The following is a 22,538-nucleotide window of genomic DNA, read 5'->3' on the forward strand; positions in this document are numbered from 1 at the left end:
TATTTCATCTAATCTAACAAAGCTTGCCGCAGGAAGGGATGCGGCATAATGTCGCAGCTTGCTGTGTGAAAGATGCATACGCTGCTAAACTTGCATTATGCGATTTGACCTGACAGCAGTTCCATTGACAACGGAGATGTACAGATGCGCTTTGCCCTGAAAAAATTAAGTTGCCTGCTGGCAGCTGGTACGCTTACTTTATTTGCCACCACAGAACTGGCCGAGGCCTGCACCCGGGTGATGTACAAAGGCCCAGAACAAACCATTCTTACCGGCCGTAGCATGGATTTTTCCATGCCGATCCCAGCCAATCTTTGGGTGTTCCCACGGGGTATGCAGCGGCATGGTGAGGTCGGCGCTAACAGCCTGGCATGGACTGCGAAGTATGGCAGTCTGGCAGTCAGCTCCTGGGACATCGCCACCTCGGATGGCATGAATGAGAAAGGTCTGGTCGCCAATATGCTGTGGCTGGTGGAGTCCGAATACCCGGCTTTCAGCCCGCAAGGGGATAAACCGGGCCTGGCCATTTCGCTGTGGGCGCAGTATGTGCTGGATAACTTTGCCAGCGTAGCAGAAACTGTCGAAGCTTTGAGCAGAGAAGACTTTGTGGTGGTCACCGATGTGATCCCAGGCACTGACAAATTGACCACAGTGCATCTGTCGGTATCAGATGCCAGCGGCGACAGTGCCATTTTTGAGTACATCAACGGCAAGCTGGTGGTGCATCATGACCCGTCCTATGTAGTGATGACCAATGATCCACCCTATGAGCAGCAGCTGGCGATTCAAAAATACTGGGACAGCATTCCTGGCAATCAATTTTTACCGGGTACGGTGAAAGCAGCCGATCGTTTTGTGCGGGCACATTATTACATCCACAGTATTCCGCAAACCAGCGATCCGACCATAGCCACCGCCGGTGTTTTCAGTGTGATCCGCAATACCTCTGTGCCCTATGGCTATCAGATTGAAGGCTACCCGAATTTATCCACCACCCAGTGGCGGGTGGTGGCCGATCACAAGCATTTGCGCTATTTCTTTGAAACGGCATTAACACCCAATACCTTCTGGGTCGATTTAACCAAACTGGATTTTAGTGAGCAAGCCGAGGTCAAAGTGCTGCGGGCTGATCAGCGTCAGGTCTATGCCGGCGAGACCTCGGCCAAATTCAGTACCGCCGAGCCCTTTCGGTTTCATGGCTTGACCTTCTAAGCGGTCCGAAGCTGGCGGTACAAGACTCAGCCGGCTTTAATGCCCTTCCAGCAATACAAAGCCCAGCATCAGGCCAAGGCCGGTAAAGAGGGCCAGGTGCTGCGACAACATGCGTTGTTGCCACACCCCCTTAAGCAGTGGATAAAGATCGATCAGGGCAATGTATAAGAAGCCACCGGCGGTAATGGCTAAGAGCGCCGCTAGTGGCAACACCAGCCACTGGCCAGCCAGATAGAGCAGCAAAGCACCGGCAAACACCGGCACACTGCACAGTGCATTTAATGCTATGGCACGCTTAAAGCTGGCACCGCCATGCAGCAAGATGGCCACATCCGACAGTTCCTTCGGCAGCTCATGCCAGACTACAGCCAGGGTGGTGGCCCAACCCAGCGCCGGGTCGACCAGAAAACTTGCACCGATCAAGATGCCATCCACCGCATTGTGCAGGCCATCCCCGATGAGATTCATCCGGGCGTAGGTTGGCAGCTTTTCCCCCTGCGTGGGCAGCTCATGATGATGCCAATGCAGCCCCTGCTCCAGACCATGAAACAGCAAAAAACCCAGCAATACTGCCAGCATCACTGAATGAGGTGACGATGATATTTCAAGCGCCTCCGGGATCAGATGCAAAAAAGCACTACCCAGCAAGACACCAATGGCCAGACACAACAACAAAGGCTGTAGCCAGGTCAGCCAGGGTCGTGCCAGCAGCAACAATACACCACCGAGCACAGCGACCAGCACCACCAAGGATGCGGCCAACATCAACTGCCACAGCATAAGAACCCCTTCAAATGTGATAATATCACAATTAGTCTAGCGCACTTTAACCTTGCTGTGTTTTAAATCGTGCTTTTTGTCTTACCCAAGCGCTGTATCCAATACCAGCATCAGCACAAAGCCAAGCATAAGGCCATTGGTGGCTGCCATTTCATGGCCCTGCCGGTGCGACTCCGGGATCATCTCATGGCTTATCACAAACAACATGGCACCTGCCGCCATCGCCAGACCCCAGGGCAGCAGCATCGGGTTGGTCATCACGATGGCACCGATCACCGCCATGATGGGCTCCACCAGACCTGATAACATCCCTACGCTCAAGGCCACCAGCCGGCTGTAGCCTACGGCAAGTAATGCCATGGCCACCACAAAGCCTTCCGGCACATTCTGCAAGGAGATACCGGTTGTCAGAGCCGAAGCCCCTACCGCATCGCCACTGGCATAAGCAACACCAATCGCCAACCCTTCCGGGATATTGTGCAGAATAATGGCAATGACAAAAAGCCAGCTGCGCTTTAATGCCAGCGCCTGATGACCTTCTGCGCCTTTAATAAAGTGTTCATGCGGCACGCTACGCTCAAGCGCCAGCATCAGCAATGCCCCCAACAAAATAGCCGCAGCCACCTGCAGTGGGCCTTGCCAGCTTTGAGCGCTGGTTTCAAACAGGGCAAGAGCCGGTACGATCAGCGAAAAAATACTGGCAGCCAGCATCACCCCGCCTCCAAAACCCAACATAGCAGCATGCAAACGGTTGGAAAGACGGCGAGAGAACAAGGCAGGAAGAGCGCCTAAGGCAGTTGCCATAGCTGCCACCATCCCGGCATAGAACGCATAACGAACATGGTCCTGCTGCTGCATTAACAAAGCCAGCTGCTGCAAGCCATAACCAGCCCCAAGCAGCAAAATACCCCAGCCCAACAGTTTACGTGGGGTTAGTTTGCTGAATTTACTCAGGCTGGCTGTATTCATGTGGATCTCCGGTAATCTATATATCCATTATAGGCACTGACTACCAGCAGTGATCAACCATTAAATGAGAATTATTCTCAATATAAATCGATGGTATTATTCGTTTAAAATGATTAGGAATTTATTTTTTAATTATTCGAGGTGTTTATTGTGAGTTTGTCGTCAACGGCAATACTTATAGCCCCTGCTTGGCAGGGGCCTATGCGTTTAACTCTGCGATTGAAGATAGTTGGGCAACCCCAGCAGCTTGATTAGGCGCAGCTGTTGCTCCAGCCAGTAAGCATGATCGTTTTCGGTATCCTCGAGTAGCTGCTGCAAGATGTTGCGGGTCACGTAATCCTGCTCTTTCTCGCACAGCGCCATGGTGTCTTTGAGCAAAGCATCCACCCGGTATTCCACATCCAGATCGTTTTGCAGCATTTCGGGTACATCTTTGCCTACCTTGATGCCATCGCGTTTGCTCAGATCCGGCACGCCTTCCAAAAACAAGATACGCTCGATCAAAGCGGCGGCATGGCCTTTTTCATCATCAAACTCATGATCGATGCGCTGGTACAGCTTCTCCAGGCCCCAGTCCTGGTACATGCGCGAATGGATAAAGTACTGATCCATCGCACTGAGCTCATTGGCCAGTATAGTATTGAGTGCGTCAATAATGACTTGCTTGCCCTGCATTAATCACCTCCCGTCTGCAACTGCAGGTAGTTGGCCAGCCCCATGCTGCTGATTTGGTGCTGCTGAGTTTCCAGCCAATCGATGTACTCTTCTTCATCTTCCAGCATCTCGGTCAACAGGTCGCGGCTGACATAGTCCTGATGCTGCTCACACAGCGCAATGGCTTGCTTGAGTTGCGGCACTTGTTGCAACTGAAAATCCATATCGCATTGCAGCATTTCTTCGGTAGCTTCACCAATATTCAGTTTGCCCAGTGCCTGCAGGTTCGGCAGCCCTTCCAAAAACAGAATACGCTCAATCAGCTTATCGGATTGCTTCATATCCAGAATGGATTTTTTATAACAGGCATCGTTCAGGCCTTTTAAGCCCCAGTTTTTGTACATGCGGGCATGCAAAAAGTACTGATTTATCGAGGTCAGTTCGGTGGTAAGCAACTGATTCAGTTGCGCCAGCACCTGTGGATGGCCTTGCATAGCAAACTCCGAACATTAAAACGGGTACTAAGCATAGTCCAAAATCGGCAGAAATACAAAAAATGCTTTGCCATCAATAAGATAATATTGATAATGATTCGCCTTTATGCTGCTTTTACATATGGCAGAGTTTGAGCATTGAGCTTTATCGCTACCAGCCGTTATTAACCGCAGGTCGCTGGCGCTAACCGCTTTTTTCCGCTTAAATGCAGAAACCCATGCCAATTTGAATAAAAATTATGCTTCGACCTCTTTTACTTGTCTGTCTGCTGCTCAGCAGCAGCTTCAGTTATGCCACGACCCGCCAGATTGAGATTGATCAGGCGGTGGAAACCAAACACCAAACCCGTATTAACGGCCAACGCGTGCAGTACAGCGCTCTGACCGGTACTCAGCCGGTCTGGGACGAACAGGGCGAGCCAGTAGCCACCTTGTTTTATACCTATTACCGCCGCACCGATGTGTCCGATGTCGGCAAACGGCCTTTGATGATTTCGTTCAATGGCGGTCCGGGCTCCGCCTCGGTCTGGATGCATGTGGCCTACACCGGCCCAAAGGTGCTAAATATTGATGCCGAAGGCTATCCGGTACAGCCTTATGGCGTGAAAACCAACCCCTACTCGGTGCTGGATGTGGCAGATATTGTTTTTGTCAATCCGGTCAATACCGGCTATTCCCGGGTAGTGCCGAACAGCCAGGGCGAGCTGTTATCCCGCGAGAAACAGCGCGAGATGTTCTTTGGCGTGAATGCAGATGTTAGCTATCTGGCCGAATGGATCAACACCTTTGTTACCCGCCACAACCGCTGGACATCGCCGAAATTTCTGATTGGCGAAAGCTATGGTACCACCCGGGTCGCTGGCCTGGCACTGGAATTACAAAACCGCCAGTGGATGTATTTGAACGGGGTGATCCTGGTTTCTCCAACCGATATGGGCATCGACCGCAATGGTCCGGTGAAAGCCGCCAACCGCCTGCCTTACTTTGCCGCCACGGCCTGGTACCATGGTGTGCTGCCAGCAGATCTGCAGCAGCGCGATCTGTATGAGTTATTGCCGGAAGTGGAAGCCTTTACCCTGAATCAGTACCTGCCGGCGCTGGCCAAAGGTGCTTTTATTGAGGATGCAGAAAAGCAACGTATTGCGGAGCAGGTTGCCCGTTACTCCGGCTTGTCACTGCAATCAGTACTGGGCAGCAACCTGGATATTGATACCGCCTTTTTCTGGAAAGACTTACTGCGCGATCAGGGTAAAACCCTAGGCCGGCTGGATTCACGTTATTTAGGCATTGATAAAAAGGACGTGGGCGAACGCCCGGATTACTGGGCGGAGCTGACCTCCTGGTTGCACTCCTTTACCCCGGCCATCAACCACTACATTCGAAACGATCTGAATTATGTCACCGACATCAAATACAACATGTTCGGCCCGGTGCATCCCTGGGATCGCAACAACGACAACACCGGCGATAACCTGCGCCAGGCCATGGCCCAAAACCCTTATCTACAAGTGCTGTTTCAGGCCGGCTACTACGATGGTGCCACCAACTACTTTGATGCCAAGTACAGCATGTGGCAGCTGGACCCCAGCAGCAAAATGCGCGACCGTCTGCACTTTGCCGGCTACCGCAGCGGCCATATGATGTATCTGCGCTACGAGGATTTGAAAAAGTCCAACGACGACTTGCGCAACTTTATTCGTGCCGCCCTGCCAGCTGAAGGCCAGGCTGCCAGGTACTAGCATGCCGCTGATTTGGACCAAGCAGGCTACGGCCTGCTTTTTTATTCATTGGAAGATGGCCATGCCAAGTCCAAGCAACACCGCATAACGCAGCCCTTTACCAAGAGCCACCAACAGCAAAAATAACGAAAAGCGCACCCGCAACACACCGGCTATCAGCGTCAGTGGGTCGCCAACCACCGGCAGCCAGCTTAGCAGTAAGCTCCAACTGCCATAGCGCTGAAAGCGCAGGCTGGCAGCGGTCATTTGGGCAGGTGTAAAAGGGAACCAACGCTTGTGCTGAAAACGATTGACCTCTTTACCGAGGTACCAATTCACACAAGAACCCAGTGTATTGCCCGTGGTGGCAAAGAACCAAAGCAAGATAGGCAGATAGCCCTGCTGCTGCAGGGCCAGTAGTAAGACTTCAGAGGAGCCCGGCAGCAAGGTCGCTGCAGTGAAGGCGCTGACAAACAGTGTCAGATAAGCCAGCATTAAAGAAGCTCAGCCAACCTATTGCTTTTGCGCCAGCAGGGTTTCTTCGTCCATTTGCTGGATCATAAAAGCGACTTTTTCAAAAAAGGCATCACGACCTTCATCCGGGATCGGTTGTGCCAGTGGAATATTGGCGGTCATCGGGTTGACTGGCCTGTTGTTTACATGCAGCTCGTAGTGCAAATGCGGCCCCGTGACCCGACCGGTGGCACCGGAAAGTGCAATGCGTTGGCCGCGTTCCACCCGCTGACCATTGCGCACCAGCGTCCGATCTAAATGCAGATAGCGGGTTTTGTACTGGCCATGGTGCTGAATTTCAATGTAACGGCCGGCAAAGGGGTGATTTTCTACCCGGATGACTACGCCATCGGCAGCGGCCAATACCGGCGTGCCGGTAGGGGTAGCGAAGTCGGTGCCGTTGTGGGGGGATACCCGCCGAGTTACTGGATGCAACCGACGTGGATTAAACGCCGAGCTAATACGAAACTCGCGTTGCAGCGGAACGCGCATAAAGGCGCGCTGCAGGCTATTGCCTTCGGCATCGTAGTACTGGCCATTGTCATGCAGAAAAGCCGTTAGCTGCTGGCGACGGTTAAAAAGACGAATGCCTTCAATCCGACTTTGGCCGGTGGCTTCTTCACCGACATAATTGTCGCTGCGGATCACCTGAAAGCGGGCGCCAGCCTGGATATCTCGGGAAAAGTTTACCCTGTCACGAAACAACTGGCTGACGGTGGCAATCTCGGCATCATTTAACCCGGCTCGCTGCGCCGATAAATAAAAGCTGCCGTAAATTTCACCGACCAGGGTTTGACTGTACCATTCGCCTTCGTCCAACAGTTCCTGATAGCTGAATTCACCATCGGCTTCCCGCTGAAACAACACCCGATTGCCCGCATGGATAAAAAGCTCCATCGACAGCAACTCGTTTTGTTCATCCCGCTGGAAGGTCAGAGTGTGGCCTGGGCGTAATACATCCAGCGCCAACAAAGACTGATCGGCCGCCATAATCTGATGCAGCTGTTGCTGGCTAAAACCATGACGGGAGAAGATGCGGCTTAAGCTATCGCCGGATTGGATAGCATAGTGGGTGAGGGACTCATCGACCTCTGGCTCTGGCTCAGGAAACAGCGCCAGTTGCCACTGTTGCATCTGCTGCTGCCAACCATGCTCTGGCTCTAGTTGCGTCCAGCTGGCACTTAGCAACACCGGCATCAAGGTTAACAACGGCTTTTCCGGCTTAGAGCTGGTGGGCCAAAATAGAATCATCAGACTGAGCACCAGCAAAGACAGCAGGATGCGCCGGTGCGTGTTCGGTAGCCTGGTTGTAAGCGTGAGCAAAGGTTGTGGCATCGGTAGCGCTTTTATCGTTTTATTCAGTCAGACAACAGACAAGGATAACCCTTGTCACAGCGATTCTAGGATAGTATCACAAAAATAACCAACTCCGCTTCGATAGGCAATTGGAAAAATGGTTCCCACCAAATAAAAAAACCACCTGTCTTCCCGGCAGGTGGTTGCGAATACCGCTACACTGCTGTTAAAAACAGCAATGGGGCTGGCAGATATGTTACAAAACGCCCCAAAGTCTCAGTTACCACAGCCAATAAATGGAGCTCTGAAATGACCACACGTACCGAACGCGATAGCATGGGCGAACTGGAAGTGCCGGCCGATGCGCTCTATCAGGCACAAACTCAACGTGCTGTGCAAAACTTTCAACTAAGTGGGTTAACCCTGCCGGTGCGCTTTCTTCAGGCCTTGCTGCACATTAAGGCCGCCGCCGCCGGGGCCAATCAGCAACTGGGGTTATTGCCTACGACCAAAGCGGATGCCATTATCACAGCCGCTAAATCCCAACTGCAGCAAACCGACTTAGCGCAGTACCCGGTTGATGTGTTTCAAACCGGCTCTGGCACCAGCAGCAATATGAATGTGAATGAGGTGCTGGCTAGCCTCGCCAGCCAACAGCTGGGTGAACCGGTCAGTCCGAACGATGATGTTAATCTGGGGCAAAGCAGTAATGATGTGATCCCAACGGCTATTCAACTGAGTGCCTTGCTGGCACTGGAGCAGCAACTGCTGCCAAAGCTGCAACACCTGCTGACCAGCCTGCAGCAAAAAGAACAGCACATCGGCCACATGGTAAAAACCGGTCGTACTCATTTAATGGATGCGATGCCGGTGACCTTTGGCCAGGTGCTTTCTGGTTGGCAAAGCCAGTTGTTGCATAACCGCGATCAACTGCAACACTTGCTGCACAGTCTGCGCCAGTTGCCGCAAGGCGGCACGGCCGTTGGTACCGGCATTAATGCGCACCCGGCCTTTGCCAGCAGTTTTTGTCAACAGCTCAGCAGTGAGCTCGGCTACCCGTTCAGCCCAGCCAATGATTTCTTCTTTGGCATCAGCAGTCAGGATCTCAGCGTTAGCCTGTCAGGCCAGCTAAAAACACTGGCGGTCTCCTTGCTGAAAATCAGCAATGACTTGCGCTGGATGAACTCAGGCCCTTTAGCTGGCCTGGCGGAAATTGAGCTGCCGGCCCTGCAACCCGGCTCGTCCATTATGCCCGGCAAGGTTAACCCGGTGGTGCCGGAAGCTGTTGCCATGCTTTGTGCGCAGGTGATTGGCAACGACAGCACCATCACAGTGGCAGGTCAATCCGGCAATTTTGAACTCAATGTGATGCTGCCGGTGATTGCCTACAACCTGCTGCAAAGCATTGAGTTGCTGGCCAATGGCTGTCAGGCGCTGGCCGATCAGGCCATTGCCGGCTTTACCGTCAATGAAGCGCATATTCAGCAGGCACTGCATCGTAACCCTATGCTGGTGACGGCATTAAACCCGGTGATTGGCTACATGAAAGCCGCCGAAATCGCTAAGAAAGCCTATCAGCAGCAGCGGCCTGTAATAGAAGTCGCGCGGGAAGAAACGGATTTGACTGAAAAAGAACTGAAAGCTCTGCTGGATCCAGCCAGGTTGTGCCAGGGCGGCCTGGCTTGATCGGTTAAAACAACAAAAAACAGAGCCAGTTCACATTGGGCGACAGCGCAATCGCAACCTATACTGAAAAGGACTTCTTCACAGCACAGGGTTTCGATGCGTTTATCACTAAGTGGTCATGCTTGGATAAGATGCTTCACGCTGGGCGGTTTGCTCTGTGTCAGCAACGCCTTTGCTGACAGCTTGCCTGAACTCAGTATCGGCAGCACCCAAAGCCCATCCGAGCTGAGCACTCTGATAGAACAACGTTTGCAGCAAGCTTACCAGCAACTGGGGTATCAACCGGTTTTCTTTCACCTACCATCCGAGCGGCGCTTACGCTTAGTCCGCTCACAGGAGCTCGATGCAGACCTCTTTCGTCTCTGTACCCTTCAAGATGAATACCCGGATATTCTGATGATCCCAGTGCCGCTGGGAGATTTCACCCTAAAAGCATACGCACTATCCACCACACCCCTGGAAAACTGGCAAAGCAACCCCAGCCTTATCGTGGTGCATATCCGTGGGTTTAAGATGGCGGAACAAACGCACTTTGCCGGAAGACGGCTGGAGGTGGCCAGTCTCGAGCAAGCTTTTGGCTTGTTACAACAAGGAAGAGCCGATATATTGCTGGAAGATGAGCCCTCTGCTGTCAACTACCTGGCTGGCTCAACCGATTGGGCAGAAGGCAGCTGGCATGCAGCGGCTTTGAACCGCCTGGCGGTTTGCCATATACTTGGCACACACCTACAGCATTTGGCTGAGCCACTACACCAGCTCCTGAGCCAACCCAACCCTTAAGTGGGGTCCGTTATGCCCAGTTTGATCGCAACCGTTTTCTCCTCTGCTTTGTTGTTAAGCAGCGCCCAGTTTTCGGAGCCAGCAATTACCAATTCAACGGTAGAGGAGCAACGGCTGGACGCAGCCTGGCTGATGATGCCGCAGGTGCTAAGCCGTTTTGAACCCCTGGTCAATAACCTGCGACTGGAACTGCAGCACACCGAACATAGCCGGGAGCTGGCACCCCGCTTGCGCTTGCATGGCGAGCAACTGTGGCAACAGGCGACCTATCAAGCCAGAACCAACCCCAACTACGATGACCGAGCCCTGTACTGGGCCCGGCTGATGATGACGCAGACCCTACGCCAATGGTGTCAGCAACACCCACCCTGCGTCCATTTGCCCTTGCTGTTGGAGGCATTGGAATTAAGCAGTCGTGGCCAGCTGACCATCCGGTTTGCAAAAGACAGCGATGTGCGTATTTTGCTGACCGGCTTCGACCCTTTCTTACTGGACCGCAACCTGAACCAGTCCAACCCATCCGGCGTCACCGCCCTAATGTTGGATGGCTGGGTATTCCAACAGGATGGCCGGCAAATCGAAGTGCAAACCGCCATGATCCCGGTACGCTTTGCCGATTTTGATCAGGGCATGATCGAACAACTGCTAATCCCCTTGCTTCAAGAGCAGAGTATTGATCTACTGCTGACGGTCAGCATGGGACGGCAGCATTTTGATCTGGAGCACTTCCCCGGCCGTCGACGCAGCGCCGAGGCACCGGACAATCTGAATGTTTATACCGGTGGCAGTGCCAGCAACCCTGTGTTGCCACAGCTGGATGGCACGCCTTTAGCTGGCCCGGAGTTTGTGGCCTACAGCCTGCCCTATCAGGCCATGATGCAGGCAGAGGGACGCTTTCAAATCAACGACAATCGCAGTGTGACCACGCTGGAGCGCGGTGAGTTTGCAGCGCAGTCATTGACTGAGCTGGCAGATCAAACTGCGGTGCAAGGCGGAGGTGGTGGCTATTTGTCGAATGAGATTTCTTATCGCAGCATCCTGCTGCGCGATCGCTATGCCCCCAGGCTGCCGGTTGGTCATATTCATACACCACGCATCGCCGCTTTTGAACCCGAAACAACGGCCGCCATTGTGCAGCAAATCAAGCAGATGATCCGACTGGCCGCAGCCAGCCATCCTCAGACCGCAGAGGCTGACAGCGACAAATAACAGCTGTTATAGTAAATCCGACGGCTTAGCCCTGTCGGATACAACGTATAAAAAGAATGAAAACATAACAATAATTTCAGGAACAGACCATGCGATCCATACTAGCACTTACTACGGCACTGTTGCTTAGCAGCAGCGCCCTCGCCCAGCAACTGGGCTGGACCAATATTAAGGGTTATGGCTTTGCGGCCGATGGCCAGTTGGTGCAGTTTCAGCAACTGCTGATTGATACCGACAGCGGCAAAGTCCTGGCCCGGGGTGATGCCATCAAACAAGATTTCCCGGATGCCGTCTGGCAGGATGGCCAGGGCAAAGCCATTCTGCCAGGCCTGATTGACGGCCACGGCCATATTTTGGGGCTGGGCCAAAACCTGATGCAGGTAGAACTTCGCGGCACCCAGAGCGAGCAAGAAGCCGTGGAGCGGGTGGCTGCATTTGCCGCTCAGCATCCAGAGCAGCAATGGATCCTTGGCCGCGGCTGGAATCAGGTGCTGTGGGACAACAACGAATTCCCGAGTACCGCTTTGCTGGATGAAGCCGTGTCAGACCGGCCAGTCTGGCTGAGCCGGATTGATGGCCATGCTGGCTGGGCCAACAGCAAAGCGCTGGAGCTGGCTGGCATCACCAAGGATACGCTGGACCCGCCCGGTGGCCGCATTCTGCGCGATGAACAAGGCAACCCGACCGGTGTATTGCTGAACAATGCCCGCCAGTACATCGGTGCCGTATTGCCGGAGCCGAATGAAGCTGAAGTGCTTCAAGCGCTGGAAGCTGCTTTTGCCGAGCTGTTATCGCTGGGTATTACCAGTGTGCACGATGCCGGCATTGATAGCAGCCTGGCGCGTTTGTACCAACGGCTGCGCGCAGAAAACGCCTTACCGCTGCGTATTTATGCCATGCTCTCGGCCCGTAATTCCGATCTGCAGGACTGGCTGGATCAGGGCATTATTGACGATGAGCTGGATTTACTGCTGATCCGGGCAGTAAAACTCTACGGTGACGGCGCCTTGGGCAGTCGCGGCGCTGCCTTGTTAGCCGATTACAGCGATCAGCCCGAGCATCGTGGCCTGCTGGTGACCGAGCCGGATAGGCTCACTGCCCAAATGCAAGCCACCATACAGGCAGGCTTCCAGGCCAATGTGCATGCCATCGGTGACCGGGCCAATCGCATGGTGCTGGATCGCTTTGAACAATTAGCCAGCAACGAGCAGCTAGCTCTGGGCCGTCATCGCATGGAGCATGCACAAATCGTCTCGCCACAGGATATTCCGCGTTTTAAAGCCTTGCATGTGTTGCCTTCGATGCAGGCGGTGCATGCCACCTCGGATATGAATATGGCTGGTGATCGACTGGGAGTTGCGCGGCTACGCGGTGCTTATGCCTGGCGCACTTTTGTCGATCAGAGCAGCCCTATTGTGGGTGGTTCCGATTTTCCGGTCGAGCTGGCGAATCCATTTCATGGCTTGCATGCATCAGTGACCCGGCAAGATCAGCAAAACCAGCCGGTCGGTGGCTGGCTGCCCGAGCAGCGGCTTACTTTAACCGAAGCCCTGCGCAGCTTTACCCGCGATGCCGCTTACGGTGCCTTTCAGGACGAGCGCTTAGGCTCGCTGGCTCCCGGTATGTGGGCGGACTTTATTGTGCTGGAGCAAGATCCTTTTGCCATACCGCCCGAGCAGCTCTGGCAGTTGGAGGTACTGCAAACCTGGCTGGCTAGCAACAAAGTGTTTCACCGCGAATAACCAACAACGGCGCCAATGGCGCCGTTGCAGTATATAAAGGCCTTACTGGCGTTTAGCCCTGCTCTGGCTCTGCCGCCTCTGGCTCAGAGAAATCAGGGCTGACCGAACGGCTTTGTTTGTCCCGCAGCTTACCTAGCACCGAACTTAACTTACGTTGCAGCTTGTCGGCCGCACCGCTTACTGCCTGCCCAACCACTGCGGCATGCTCTGTCACCGCCATCGGTTCCATGCCCTGCAACCGGGCTTCCAACAGGCAACGCTTGTCATTGCCATCTTGTTTCGCACTGCTGTTTTCATCGCTTAGGTGCACTTCAATCCGGGTAATGTGGTCAGAAAAGCGCTCCAGCTTGCTTTTTAAAGTATCCCCGCTATTATGTAGCTGTTGCACAGCAGACCTGCGGTGTGAGTAAAGTTAACTCATACCGTTTTTGCACCATTTTAGAATACTCAAAAAATACTAAATTTTGAGGACTGTGACAGACTCTAGATTTACACGGAAAAAGTCCTTCTCAAGACCCCAGATTTAAAGGGCTCTCTGCTTAGCCTTCTTTTTGATGCTATTGTTATTTTATCTTGTATATATAGCGCAGTGTGACAATGGTTAATTTAGTTCATGAATATCTTAAGCAACATGGACCCACTCTAAGTTCAGAGATAACAGAATACTTGGTTAAAGCATTCAAGTTGTCGCCAGAAGCGGCTAGGCAACGAGTTTCTAGAACAGGAAATGGTATCTTTCGCTTAGGGCTTTCCTTCCCGAGACGGGCAAAGTTTCTATTTTTAAAAGAGCAGGCTGGTAGTGGCCTCTACTGGGCAAGACTTGAATCAGCACTTTTAGCAACTAATTCTGCCTATGGCTTTGCAATTACCGCACTTAGGGAGCGAGATGGTGTTATGCCTAAAAAGCATTTTGAAATTGCTTGCGGTGCACCGATAAAACAAAAGAAACACTTATCTGTAGATGCCATACTCAATACACTGAAAAATGCTAACCTGATTAAAGAAATTCATGTGGAAGGTATAGGCACCTGTGTATATTTAGGGCTTCATACTAATCATATAGAAACACTAATCCCGGTAATGAAAGCAAGGATCTTTGTGGAAGAACTTATGCTTCGGGGGGTCAAAAGCTGGATGCGTAAGCTTGGGTTCGTTTCATATAACCAAGTGGCAATTCGCACTTTAGAAAACAACCCTACTGTCAGCACTACCGCATGGGATTTAGCAGGTCCATCGTATCTCAGTCCACTAATAAGCTTCGGTCGCGATGGCTCCACTCCTAAACCAGGGTTTGTTGTATGTGATATTTTGCTAAACCATGAAGTTAGCGAACTTGGAATACAGCCATTTTTACAGAAGCTCAATGCACTTAGGAGTTTAAAAAATGTTGGGAAGCAGCTCTGTTTCTTTTTAGCACACTCGTTTAGTGAGCCAGCTTTTAGAAAGTTAAAATCCCTTGGCATCTCTCCGGCCACTACAGCAGCAATATTTGATAATGAAACCGCAAGAAACTTAAGGGAGTTAACCGATCTACTTTCAAGGGTTGCAATACAAGCCTTAAATCCTGCAAAAATTGATATGCTATTTGATTCATTAGGAAAAATTGAAGGCGCAGCCAGCAGATTAAGAGGTGCATTATTCGAGTATATTATTGCTGAAGCCATGAGGTCTGAGTTTGCTCAGTCCGTAGAGTTAAATCGCCTCTGCAAAACGATGAATGGAGTGAAAGAAGCAGATGTAATATGCACAAACCAGAAGGAGCTAATATTTATCGAGGGAAAGGGATATAGCTTTAACAATCAGGTAACAGCAGAAGAAATAAATTATTGGCTTACAGAACAAGTTCCTATTTTCCGTGCATTTGCTCTTACACACCCTGATTGGAAAGATAGAAAAATGACTTTTGAGTTTTGGACTTCAGGAGTGTTTTCAGATGAAGCGATTGATAAACTGCGCAAAGCTCAGAGCAATACAATAAAATATCAAATTGTATATAAAGATTTTAGAGATGTTCTAGCTAAAATTAGAGTATCGGGCAATAAAGCATTAACAAAAACTTTCATTGATCACTTCATTAACCATCCTCTGGCCCAACTGGAGAAGATCTAACAATTAATCAGGGCTCCAATCGCCTAACCCGCGTGTTCTTACCCATTAAAGAGGTTATCTCAACATTAATGGCGTCTATACTTAGGAAGTGCCCATTAACAAATCTCTGAAAAAGGAACATGGAAAAGACTGCTAGTCGCTTAGAATCGACAAATGTTGTTAAGACCTCTACTATCAATTTGGATAGTCGCTGCTCAGATGTGACTCCATCCAAAAAGATCATTGCAGATCTACAGCAAGCATATACGATATTCACAGTGTGACACCACTGTGAGAGTTTCAGCTGTCCCTTGGCATCGAATATTCTTCCATTACATCCTACAAATGCGCTACTAAGAGCTCTCGTGCAGCACTCCGTAAGAACTCTGAGCCCAGCCTCATACGATGGATAACCATGAGAATGTTTTCTTATTACCTCAGCAGCTAAATATTGACCTCTTCCTTTTTGACAACAAAGTTCAAAAACATCATTAAAGGAGACTGGGACATCAAGCGATAACTCTACAAAGCACTCGGCATTATACTTGTGATTAATTGGCAACTTCGCATTAATATCAGACAAGAAATTTTTGGCATTCACTAGTCTAATATTCAGGGATCTATAGAAAGCGCATAAAAATTGGTCTAAACAGAGAAATGGTAATCCATGAGAAATAGAGGACTTTAACGAACTATAATGCGAAACATCTAATACATCTCGAATCTTAGTCAGGGAGCCCAGCATATCTATGCGCTTTGGTGATATTATCTCACAAAGCCCAAAAATATGATTTAAGTTATTATAGAAAAGATCATTTCTAACATTCTCTGAAGTGGTTTTTACAAAACTATCGCCCAACTTTGCTATTGAAAGATAATCAGAACGACCAGTTCGAGTTAACCATTCAGATACTATGTCGTAAGTTTCAGGCGTGACATAAAATTTGACATCCGTATTGCCTAAGCCAGTAAGTGCGAGATAGACTAATGAGAGGACGTCAAGTATAACCCCATGTTCTACAGACTCACCTTGGGAAAATAAGTAAAAATATCTGTTGCTTTCGTGATCGCAAAGATAGAGAACTGCACCTCGGATTAAGTCCGAGCTATGAGTCTTGTTTAATCTCATTAACAGTGGAATTTTATTTCCGTCAATCTCAGAATCAAATAACTTCGGACCATCAGATATTCCGCCTATGAATTGTAGGATATCCTCAACACAGTTTTCTTCAATTGTGAACTTATAGAAACAATCATTACCTGCATTTATATTGTCACGAATATCCGTAGATATGCGAAATGATCCGACTATGGGGGGAAGCTTTTCTTCTACCCTATAAATAGTTGCTCCAATCTTTATTTCTTCGCCTTCACTAGCCTCTACTAGAGCTATACCTACTGGAGAAGCAGTGTCGATCAAGTACTCACTAGAATCAGCATTATCTACAAGCAATTTTGTCAGTTGACGCTTCCCTATGCTGTATACCACCGCTTGAGAGCAACGGTTAGATGGATATTTATTATAGGATTGTTCTTTCCAGTGTTCCAGTTGACTAAAATGCAAATTAGTTACATGCAGTGCCATACCAACTGGATCATCAATAAACCACTCCAAGATGATAGAGTTAGCAAAGTCTGAATCAGTTTTAGATATTAAATGCAGTAGTCTTAAACCATCCTCACTATACCTGTTCAACACATCATCGGGGATTATTTCCAAAGTAGTTTGTAAAACAGAGTGTTCGCATTTAGATAAGTGTAGGTTTCTAAGTAAAATGCACCAACAATAGCACGAGTTAGGGTAATTTTTAACCGCAAGCTCAGAAAGCTTGACCGCATTGTCATAGTCTCTAAAAAAACATGCTCTTTCAATTTTGACTAATCGCAATACATATGAGTCATCAAGCCCTTTAAGGGATTCAAGAAGATATTCTAGCTTTTCATGCTGATCAGATGCCAACAAAGCCTGGGCATATGTATCTATTGCAGGTGAAATCCAAGGGAATTGTGGAATTAAAGGCTCTAAAAGCCTCACTACATGATAGGCTAGACCAAACTCAAGTAGACCTTTACATAAGCAATGAATCATCATCACATTAAATTCATTAAGTTTGGACGAGTGCTTCTCTAAGAAACTTTCAACTCTTCTTGATAGATCAATTTTATCTTTTCCATCAGAAGAATCTAGAACTAAAATATTGAACAACAAATCCAGGAAATCTTTATCCCGATATTTTTTCGAATTTAATCGACCTCCTTTTCTGTGCCAACTCATCAAATCTCGCTTTGAAATGCCATGATCAAAGTAAGCATAAAATAAATTAACAAGGTCGACTTCATCTATTGTAAGTCTACTATCCTTCAGTAAATAATTTATATTTTTAACCTTGCACGATGTTTCATTGTTAGGTTTTATGTATCTTCCTATATTTGGATTTGCCTTTTCTGCCTCAGTAATGTTATCCAAGCATAGTTTCGCCAACTTTTGGTTCTGATACCATGTTGAAGCGAGCAACACTGCTGCAATTCTGGTTACGCGCGGGTCGGCTGTTTCTTCTGACAAATTTATGCATCTATCGACAAGGCCCTCGAGAGCTGTCATTAAACAACGATCAATTAGCCAGAAATGTTTGGCTCCAATCTCTTTATTGTTTTGGTAAGCTCTAGCAAGTACTAACAGTATGTCGCTATTAATGTTTGGAAACTCTGTATTGAGCTGAGTTGAGAGTTGAACAGCTAAGTTGATATCTTCACATCTGAATGCGCATCTAACCAACGCACATAACTCATTCTCTGAGACGTTCGATAACCCCGCATCAACACGTGAGTATAAATCTTTTAAATTAGCGACCTTTTCATAAAAAATTTCATTCGTAAAATCAGTTTTATCTTCTATTTTATTGTACCGCTCTCTTGCATCACAATTAGAGCTCATAGACAAATACTCTATGAAAATTGACTCTACTATGTCACGCATTACAGGTCCTACACCCTTGTTTTTTATAAGATCTAAAAATAGCTCCCTATCTATTTTTTGCACCTCACCACCATTGTAAAGGCTGAGCTTAAACTTAAATACAGAGTTGATACTTCTACTATCGTGGTCAAGCGAGTCAAAATAATCCAGGCTATTTAAGTATATTTTTGCTGACTTTATGTTTCTATGGGTTATTTCTTTCAAAAATCTCTTAGAGTAACCTACAAGGTCATTTGAAGTAATCCCCGAAATGATATAGTTAATACCGCCTACGTTTACAGTCGCGTTATCAGATGCGTTTATATTATGACCTACTAGCGAGGCCTGATTTATGTCACGACTGCTCATTAACTATCCTTTGTCATTAACAATGATGTCACCAACCGTTATATTGCTGTCTCCAGTATTACATATATTGTGACCAGTTCCAGATGCCTGTTTTACGTGCATCTCTGAATTTGAAGGCCTAATTTTCTGGATCAAACTACACAGAGGTTGATGTTCAGTAATTCTTCTCTCAATTGCCAATTGGTTAAGTTCTTCATTAATCCCAGCATCCCTCAAGTGCTTGGCTAGTTGAGATAATTCCGAATCATCGATTGTCCACGCCCTTAATTTGGTCTTTAGCATGTCAACACCTATTGATGCTCCGGTTTTAATACCATCATAGATTAACCCTGATAATATTGCTGCGTTTAGAAACTCCATATATCCACCTAAATTTGAGAATTAATCACTTAGACAAGATAGCTTGAATTAATTATACTAGCCAACTAGGTTAGGTATAGCGGCGGCAGAGCAGCCCCGCATTAACAACGAAATGGCTCAGCGATCGACATGGCGGCACCGGAGTCCCCATATAACAACGTAATGTCCGGATTTAATACTTTCTAAATTTTACTGTAAGCTTACATCACTTTAATGCAAAGGCCCTCGCAAAAACGGTTCTATCCGTATTGTGAAGCTTTCTAATAGAATCAATTTAGTCTGATTTTGTTGCTCTGTGCTTTTTTACCTCCCTTAAAACCTTTGATAAAACAGTGCTATTGGTTCCTATTAACTCAAATTTCTGCTCAACGGACACCAGTTCCATGAGCATATCAGCAATATTGGTATGATTTATTTGATTAAGGAAAATGGCCCTTTCTTTATCATCTTCGCCGATCAACCTTTTCTGCGTAGCCAATGTTAAAATAGTCTCGAGATATCCCAATGCTCTTTGAGTTTGTGGATATTGTGCTGGCAATATCCGTGAAGGGATTGGCAGGCTCTCATCGTAAGCTGTTATTCTTTTTATATCGTCAGCGCTCTGGTTGAAGATGTTGCTAATCAATTCGTAAACCTGCATAGCAACAACCTTCAGCCCCGTTAATGCAGCCATCCGGAAGAAGATAGACATCACTCCCATTTCATAATGCCGCTGTACTGGCAGTCGCCCTTGCTTTTTTGCTTCTAGAGTAAGTGCCAGTAAACAAGTCAAAGCATCCAAGCTATTTGAAGAGCATATAAATTGGGCTGTTTTTGTGCTCAATGTTGTTTTCCGGTGCAAGCTCCCATCTGAGTTTACTTTAAAGATGCAGCCTCTGATTTCAGGGGAAAGAGATAACAGAATTTTGTTGATGAATACCTGCTCAAAGCTGTTGCTGCCAAGCAACTGCCACAGTGAATGAGTAAAAATTGCTTTTGTCCCTGGTAGTAAACCTTCCGTTTTGTCAGCGCTGTTTTCTCTGAGCAACGCCTTACCCTGCAACATTCTATTCCAGAACCTTGAAGAATTATTCGACCAACCTGGTATAGAAGTGACTTCTTCACCCAGGTGTTTCGCTAGTATCTGATTAGGCGTAGTAACACCAAGCCGTTGCTTAACAACTTCAGCCCAATATCGAGTCGCAATAGCTCTGATATCCGGTTTTAGCTTCTTGTAGTCAGAAAAAGTAAACATATTTTTGGGGCGAAAAAGTTTGGCATGACCTGTGCCAAATTATCGTTGATAAAAAAATAGATAAGTAAAATCAGTCTGATAAAAATTCATGGAGGTGATTTCACTGGTCATTCAGGCCTTAGAAAAACCATATTAAAACACTTTAATCGTAGTTAGTCTTGCTCTGTCACATCAAAGCAAGGAATTCAGTCGTGAGCGAAGACGAAGAGCTCCAGAAACTGGTAGAGCATTTGGAAAACCAGTTACTAAAACTGCATCACTCACCTGTTATTACCGGTGAGGCGTTGTGGAGTTCGTTAGGATATCGCTCTGATGAGGCATTTCGGCAATCGTTGACTAGAAACACAGTGCCGGTAAGAGTTTTTACGATAGAAAACAGGCGAGGAAAGTTCGCCTTGGTCAGAGACATTGCCATTTGGCTAGCGAATGAAGCCTTAAAATCCACTAAAGATTAACCGTTATCTGCAAAGGGAGGACGCTATGAATAGCTAGAGCATGAATTAAATGGGGCCGGAAACACAAAAGCCAGATGCGGTAACATCTGGCCTGAGTGATTTATCAAAGAAATGCGAACCCCTTTGATACTCACGATTTTGTCCCTTTCACATTAAGTTGTCAACACGAAAAGAAGCCTTCTTGAGTTCGTGCGACAACTTATCGCCTCAACCAACTGAATTTTAATTAATTTTCTATGCTGACTTTTCTCGGTAGATGCAAGGTTTTGCCGAGGAAATGCCAGGGGGAGGTAATATGTCTCAACATTGGTTGTTATCAAGCGCGGTTAGGGATCTATCGATAATGGACATAGCCGATATGTCGGAAGAGGATGCGTTCAAGTTTTTTTGTGAAGTTAGATGGGGCAATCAAACAACTCAGTCCTGTTTATCGTGTGGAGCAATAGACCAGCATTTTTTTCGAGCCAGCAGGAGGCAATGGCGTTGTAAGCACTGTGATGCTTATTTCAGTGTGACAACAAAAACAGTCTGGGCAGATAGAAAACTCTCATTCAAAAAGTTGTTACTTATGTTGTTCGTTTTTACGTCCAGTCCAAACGGTATTTCAGCTTCATCATTATCGAGAAAACTGGGTGTTGCGTATAAAACTGCTTGGATATTTTGCCATAAATTGCGTGAGGCACTAATGAGAACTGAAGATAAAGCTCTTATGTCTGGGGAGGTGCATGTCGATGGTGGACACTTCGGAGGTAAGCCCAGAAGTGGACAATTTAGAAACAAAGCTAAGCCAGAAGCCATTGCTGAAAAAATAAAGCTTGGCAAAAGCCAAGGGGCAAAGCGCAGTAAAATATCTCGAGCAAATTTTGAGAGAAAGAAGAGAAACCGCCGAATAGTAATGGTTGTTAGGCAAGTAACACCTGGTTTAGGCGGGGTCAGGACAAGATGCTTCCTGGCAAAAGCAGAAGATGACAGTGCGGCTAGGTTTATCGCCCAGAATTACATTGAAAAAGGAGCTTTGGTGCGAACAGACGAATGCCCTGCTTATTCGATGTTTTCATCACGGTTCATTCACGAGACAGTAGAACACTCAAAGGAGTACTCAACAATTGACGGTGTAAATAATAATCAAGCAGAGTCGTTCTTCAGCCGACTTAGGAGGAGTGAATACGGTACTTTTCATCGGATGATGGCTAGGTACATGCTTGATTACTGTAACGAGATGACATGGCGAGAAGATCATCGGAGAACTACTGAAGGCTTCCGATTCACTGATGCACTGAGGCGCTCTCTGATTGTTGGCTATTCACGCTGGTGGAGATGTTATGGTGAGGGTGTCAGGAGAGGAAGTGAATTACTATTTAACGAAAATAAGTAATGAACTAGTTCACCTCTCGTTTTCAGATATCAAAACGTGACTTAGCATAGGGCGATACCAATCGCCCTATTTAAGTTATAGTTGTATGGAAAAATCTGAATATGAGGTCAATTTATTTTTTAGCGCGATAACGTGCTTCTGAATGATGGGAGCCGAACTGGGTTCTTTGAAGCTTTCCTTGATAAGCCATATTTTGTAAGCGCTGTCTTACTGCCTTTCGAAACAGACGGATGCTCTCTGGATCATAGTTGTGCCATCCTGACTGCTCTAATATGAAGTAAAAAAACTCTGAAACTGAAGCATCCTGGTCAACAGGCAATAGACCAAGATACTTATATATTAGCTTGGTCACTAAACCATAAGCTAAATTGGTTCTTTTCGTGTTTTTTCGTAATGGGGGGATGTCTACAGCTGAAATAGGAACTTCATGTATCTCAATTACTTTAGCCAAAGAGTTAATACAATCCCGCAAGACTTCACGTTTTACGGTTAACTCAGCAATTGAATCCTCAACTGCAGTAAGCTGCTGACACTGTTTCTGGTATTTATCAATCAGCCATTTTAATGATGAAGGTGTTCGAATCGTCATAGGAGAGCAGAATACCTGCTCCCCTAAAATTTTTCCTGTGCAACAGCTACATAATAGCG

General features: G+C 47.8%; 20 protein-coding genes. 9 read left to right on the plus strand and 11 right to left on the minus strand.

Annotated elements, in window-relative coordinates; genetic code table 11:
* Positions 1-144: 144 nt before the first annotated feature.
* Positions 145-1,212 (plus strand): linear amide C-N hydrolase, encoded by a 1,068-nt coding sequence (locus BLW37_RS13470; protein ID WP_091343688.1) that lies wholly within the window; start codon positions 145-147, stop codon positions 1,210-1,212.
* Positions 1,213-1,248: 36 nt separating this feature from the next.
* Here BLW37_RS13470 and BLW37_RS13475 read toward each other — a convergent pair whose 3' ends face one another.
* The 4 genes from BLW37_RS13475 to bfr (BLW37_RS13490) form a co-directional block, all read right to left on the minus strand.
* Positions 1,249-1,992, minus strand: coding sequence for a ZIP family metal transporter (locus tag BLW37_RS13475; protein ID WP_091343690.1), 744 nt, complete (start codon positions 1,990-1,992; stop codon positions 1,249-1,251).
* Positions 1,993-2,073: 81 nt separating this feature from the next.
* Positions 2,074-2,961: a ZIP family metal transporter gene (locus BLW37_RS13480; protein WP_091343692.1), complete on the minus strand. Its 888-nt coding sequence runs from the start codon at positions 2,959-2,961 to the stop codon at positions 2,074-2,076.
* Positions 2,962-3,168: 207 nt separating this feature from the next.
* On the minus strand, positions 3,169-3,636 hold the full coding sequence (gene bfr / locus BLW37_RS13485) for a bacterioferritin (RefSeq protein ID WP_091343694.1): 468 nt from the start codon (positions 3,634-3,636) through the stop codon (positions 3,169-3,171).
* A complete protein-coding gene (gene bfr, locus BLW37_RS13490; RefSeq protein ID WP_091343696.1) occupies positions 3,636-4,109 on the minus strand; it encodes a bacterioferritin in 474 nt (157 codons plus the stop codon). The genes bfr (BLW37_RS13485) and bfr (BLW37_RS13490) overlap by 1 nt, the downstream gene beginning before the upstream one ends.
* 239 nt (positions 4,110-4,348) lie before the next feature.
* Between bfr (BLW37_RS13490) and BLW37_RS13495 the strand changes: the two genes are divergently transcribed.
* On the plus strand, positions 4,349-5,848 hold the full coding sequence (locus tag BLW37_RS13495) for a S10 family peptidase (protein WP_091343697.1): 1,500 nt from the start codon (positions 4,349-4,351) through the stop codon (positions 5,846-5,848).
* Between the two features lie 45 nt (positions 5,849-5,893).
* Here BLW37_RS13495 and BLW37_RS13500 read toward each other — a convergent pair whose 3' ends face one another.
* Complete coding sequence (locus tag BLW37_RS13500) at positions 5,894-6,319, minus strand: YqaA family protein (RefSeq protein ID WP_091343776.1); 426 nt, start codon at positions 6,317-6,319, stop codon at positions 5,894-5,896.
* A gap of 21 nt (positions 6,320-6,340) precedes the next feature.
* Positions 6,341-7,675: a peptidoglycan DD-metalloendopeptidase family protein gene (locus BLW37_RS13505; protein WP_091343699.1), complete on the minus strand. Its 1,335-nt coding sequence runs from the start codon at positions 7,673-7,675 to the stop codon at positions 6,341-6,343.
* A 270-nt stretch (positions 7,676-7,945) separates the two neighbouring features.
* On the opposite strand from BLW37_RS13505, the gene BLW37_RS13510 reads away from it, so the two are divergent.
* From BLW37_RS13510 to BLW37_RS13525, 4 genes are all read left to right on the plus strand, one after another.
* The gene (locus BLW37_RS13510; RefSeq protein ID WP_091343701.1) at positions 7,946-9,322 is read left to right on the plus strand and encodes a class II fumarate hydratase; all 1,377 of its coding nucleotides are present in this window, start codon (positions 7,946-7,948) and stop codon (positions 9,320-9,322) included.
* A 96-nt stretch (positions 9,323-9,418) separates the two neighbouring features.
* On the plus strand, positions 9,419-10,102 hold the full coding sequence (locus BLW37_RS13515) for a hypothetical protein (protein ID WP_091343703.1): 684 nt from the start codon (positions 9,419-9,421) through the stop codon (positions 10,100-10,102).
* A 12-nt stretch (positions 10,103-10,114) separates the two neighbouring features.
* Complete coding sequence (locus tag BLW37_RS13520) at positions 10,115-11,311, plus strand: hypothetical protein (RefSeq protein WP_245785739.1); 1,197 nt, start codon at positions 10,115-10,117, stop codon at positions 11,309-11,311.
* Between the two features lie 89 nt (positions 11,312-11,400).
* Positions 11,401-13,053, plus strand: coding sequence for an amidohydrolase (locus BLW37_RS13525; RefSeq protein WP_091343705.1), 1,653 nt, complete (start codon positions 11,401-11,403; stop codon positions 13,051-13,053).
* Positions 13,054-13,105: 52 nt separating this feature from the next.
* Here BLW37_RS13525 and BLW37_RS13530 read toward each other — a convergent pair whose 3' ends face one another.
* Complete coding sequence (locus BLW37_RS13530; protein ID WP_139243721.1) at positions 13,106-13,441, minus strand: HPF/RaiA family ribosome-associated protein; 336 nt, start codon at positions 13,439-13,441, stop codon at positions 13,106-13,108.
* A 209-nt stretch (positions 13,442-13,650) separates the two neighbouring features.
* Here BLW37_RS13530 and BLW37_RS13535 point away from each other — a divergent pair, with 209 nt between their 5' ends.
* Entirely contained in the window at positions 13,651-15,162 is a 1,512-nt protein-coding gene (locus BLW37_RS13535; RefSeq protein WP_091343707.1) for a hypothetical protein, read from the plus strand.
* Between the two features lie 7 nt (positions 15,163-15,169).
* Here the strand turns inward: BLW37_RS13535 and gapS6b are convergent, their stop codons facing one another.
* The 3 genes from gapS6b to BLW37_RS13550 all read right to left on the minus strand — a co-directional run bounded on the left by gapS6b (position 15,170) and on the right by BLW37_RS13550 (position 20,060).
* The gene (gene gapS6b, locus BLW37_RS13540; protein WP_091343709.1) at positions 15,170-18,466 is read right to left on the minus strand and encodes a GapS6b family protein; all 3,297 of its coding nucleotides are present in this window, start codon (positions 18,464-18,466) and stop codon (positions 15,170-15,172) included.
* Positions 18,467-18,469: 3 nt separating this feature from the next.
* Positions 18,470-18,826 (minus strand): GapS6a family protein, encoded by a 357-nt coding sequence (gene gapS6a, locus BLW37_RS13545; protein ID WP_091343711.1) that lies wholly within the window; start codon positions 18,824-18,826, stop codon positions 18,470-18,472.
* A 274-nt stretch (positions 18,827-19,100) separates the two neighbouring features.
* Positions 19,101-20,060: a hypothetical protein gene (locus BLW37_RS13550; protein ID WP_091343714.1), complete on the minus strand. Its 960-nt coding sequence runs from the start codon at positions 20,058-20,060 to the stop codon at positions 19,101-19,103.
* Positions 20,061-20,290: 230 nt separating this feature from the next.
* Here BLW37_RS13550 and BLW37_RS13555 point away from each other — a divergent pair, with 230 nt between their 5' ends.
* Both BLW37_RS13555 and BLW37_RS13560 read left to right on the plus strand, forming a co-directional pair.
* Positions 20,291-20,515 (plus strand): hypothetical protein, encoded by a 225-nt coding sequence (locus tag BLW37_RS13555; RefSeq protein ID WP_425426628.1) that lies wholly within the window; start codon positions 20,291-20,293, stop codon positions 20,513-20,515.
* Between the two features lie 358 nt (positions 20,516-20,873).
* Positions 20,874-21,890, plus strand: coding sequence for an IS1595 family transposase (locus BLW37_RS13560; RefSeq protein WP_281248660.1), 1,017 nt, complete (start codon positions 20,874-20,876; stop codon positions 21,888-21,890).
* A 112-nt stretch (positions 21,891-22,002) separates the two neighbouring features.
* Here BLW37_RS13560 and BLW37_RS13565 read toward each other — a convergent pair.
* A partial coding sequence (locus BLW37_RS13565) for a hypothetical protein (RefSeq protein WP_216351833.1) occupies positions 22,003-22,538 on the minus strand: 536 nt, incomplete at its 5' end.

Source organism: Alkalimonas amylolytica, assembly GCF_900107845.1.
Classification (GTDB): Bacteria; Pseudomonadota; Gammaproteobacteria; order Enterobacterales; family Alteromonadaceae; genus Alkalimonas; species Alkalimonas amylolytica.

Excerpts from the sequence above, each read along its gene's own strand:
- BLW37_RS13520 (WP_245785739.1), top strand. The coding sequence starts at position 10,115 with ATGCCCAGTTTGATCGCAACCGTTTTCTCCTCTGCTTTGTTGTTAAGC.
- BLW37_RS13475 (WP_091343690.1), bottom strand. The coding sequence starts at position 1,992 with ATGCTGTGGCAGTTGATGTTGGCCGCATCCTTGGTGGTGCTGGTCGCT.
- gapS6a (WP_091343711.1), bottom strand. The coding sequence starts at position 18,826 with ATGGAGTTTCTAAACGCAGCAATATTATCAGGGTTAATCTATGATGGT.
- BLW37_RS13550 (WP_091343714.1), bottom strand. The coding sequence starts at position 20,060 with ATGTTTACTTTTTCTGACTACAAGAAGCTAAAACCGGATATCAGAGCT.
- BLW37_RS13510 (WP_091343701.1), top strand. The coding sequence starts at position 7,946 with ATGACCACACGTACCGAACGCGATAGCATGGGCGAACTGGAAGTGCCG.
- bfr (WP_091343694.1), bottom strand. The coding sequence starts at position 3,636 with ATGCAGGGCAAGCAAGTCATTATTGACGCACTCAATACTATACTGGCC.
- bfr (WP_091343696.1), bottom strand. The coding sequence starts at position 4,109 with ATGCAAGGCCATCCACAGGTGCTGGCGCAACTGAATCAGTTGCTTACC.
- BLW37_RS13535 (WP_091343707.1), top strand. The coding sequence starts at position 13,651 with ATGGTTAATTTAGTTCATGAATATCTTAAGCAACATGGACCCACTCTA.
- BLW37_RS13515 (WP_091343703.1), top strand. The coding sequence starts at position 9,419 with ATGCGTTTATCACTAAGTGGTCATGCTTGGATAAGATGCTTCACGCTG.
- BLW37_RS13495 (WP_091343697.1), top strand. The coding sequence starts at position 4,349 with ATGCTTCGACCTCTTTTACTTGTCTGTCTGCTGCTCAGCAGCAGCTTC.
- BLW37_RS13470 (WP_091343688.1), top strand. The coding sequence starts at position 145 with ATGCGCTTTGCCCTGAAAAAATTAAGTTGCCTGCTGGCAGCTGGTACG.
- BLW37_RS13480 (WP_091343692.1), bottom strand. The coding sequence starts at position 2,961 with ATGAATACAGCCAGCCTGAGTAAATTCAGCAAACTAACCCCACGTAAA.
- BLW37_RS13560 (WP_281248660.1), top strand. The coding sequence starts at position 20,874 with ATGTCGGAAGAGGATGCGTTCAAGTTTTTTTGTGAAGTTAGATGGGGC.
- gapS6b (WP_091343709.1), bottom strand. The coding sequence starts at position 18,466 with ATGAGCAGTCGTGACATAAATCAGGCCTCGCTAGTAGGTCATAATATA.
- BLW37_RS13505 (WP_091343699.1), bottom strand. The coding sequence starts at position 7,675 with ATGCCACAACCTTTGCTCACGCTTACAACCAGGCTACCGAACACGCAC.
- BLW37_RS13525 (WP_091343705.1), top strand. The coding sequence starts at position 11,401 with ATGCGATCCATACTAGCACTTACTACGGCACTGTTGCTTAGCAGCAGC.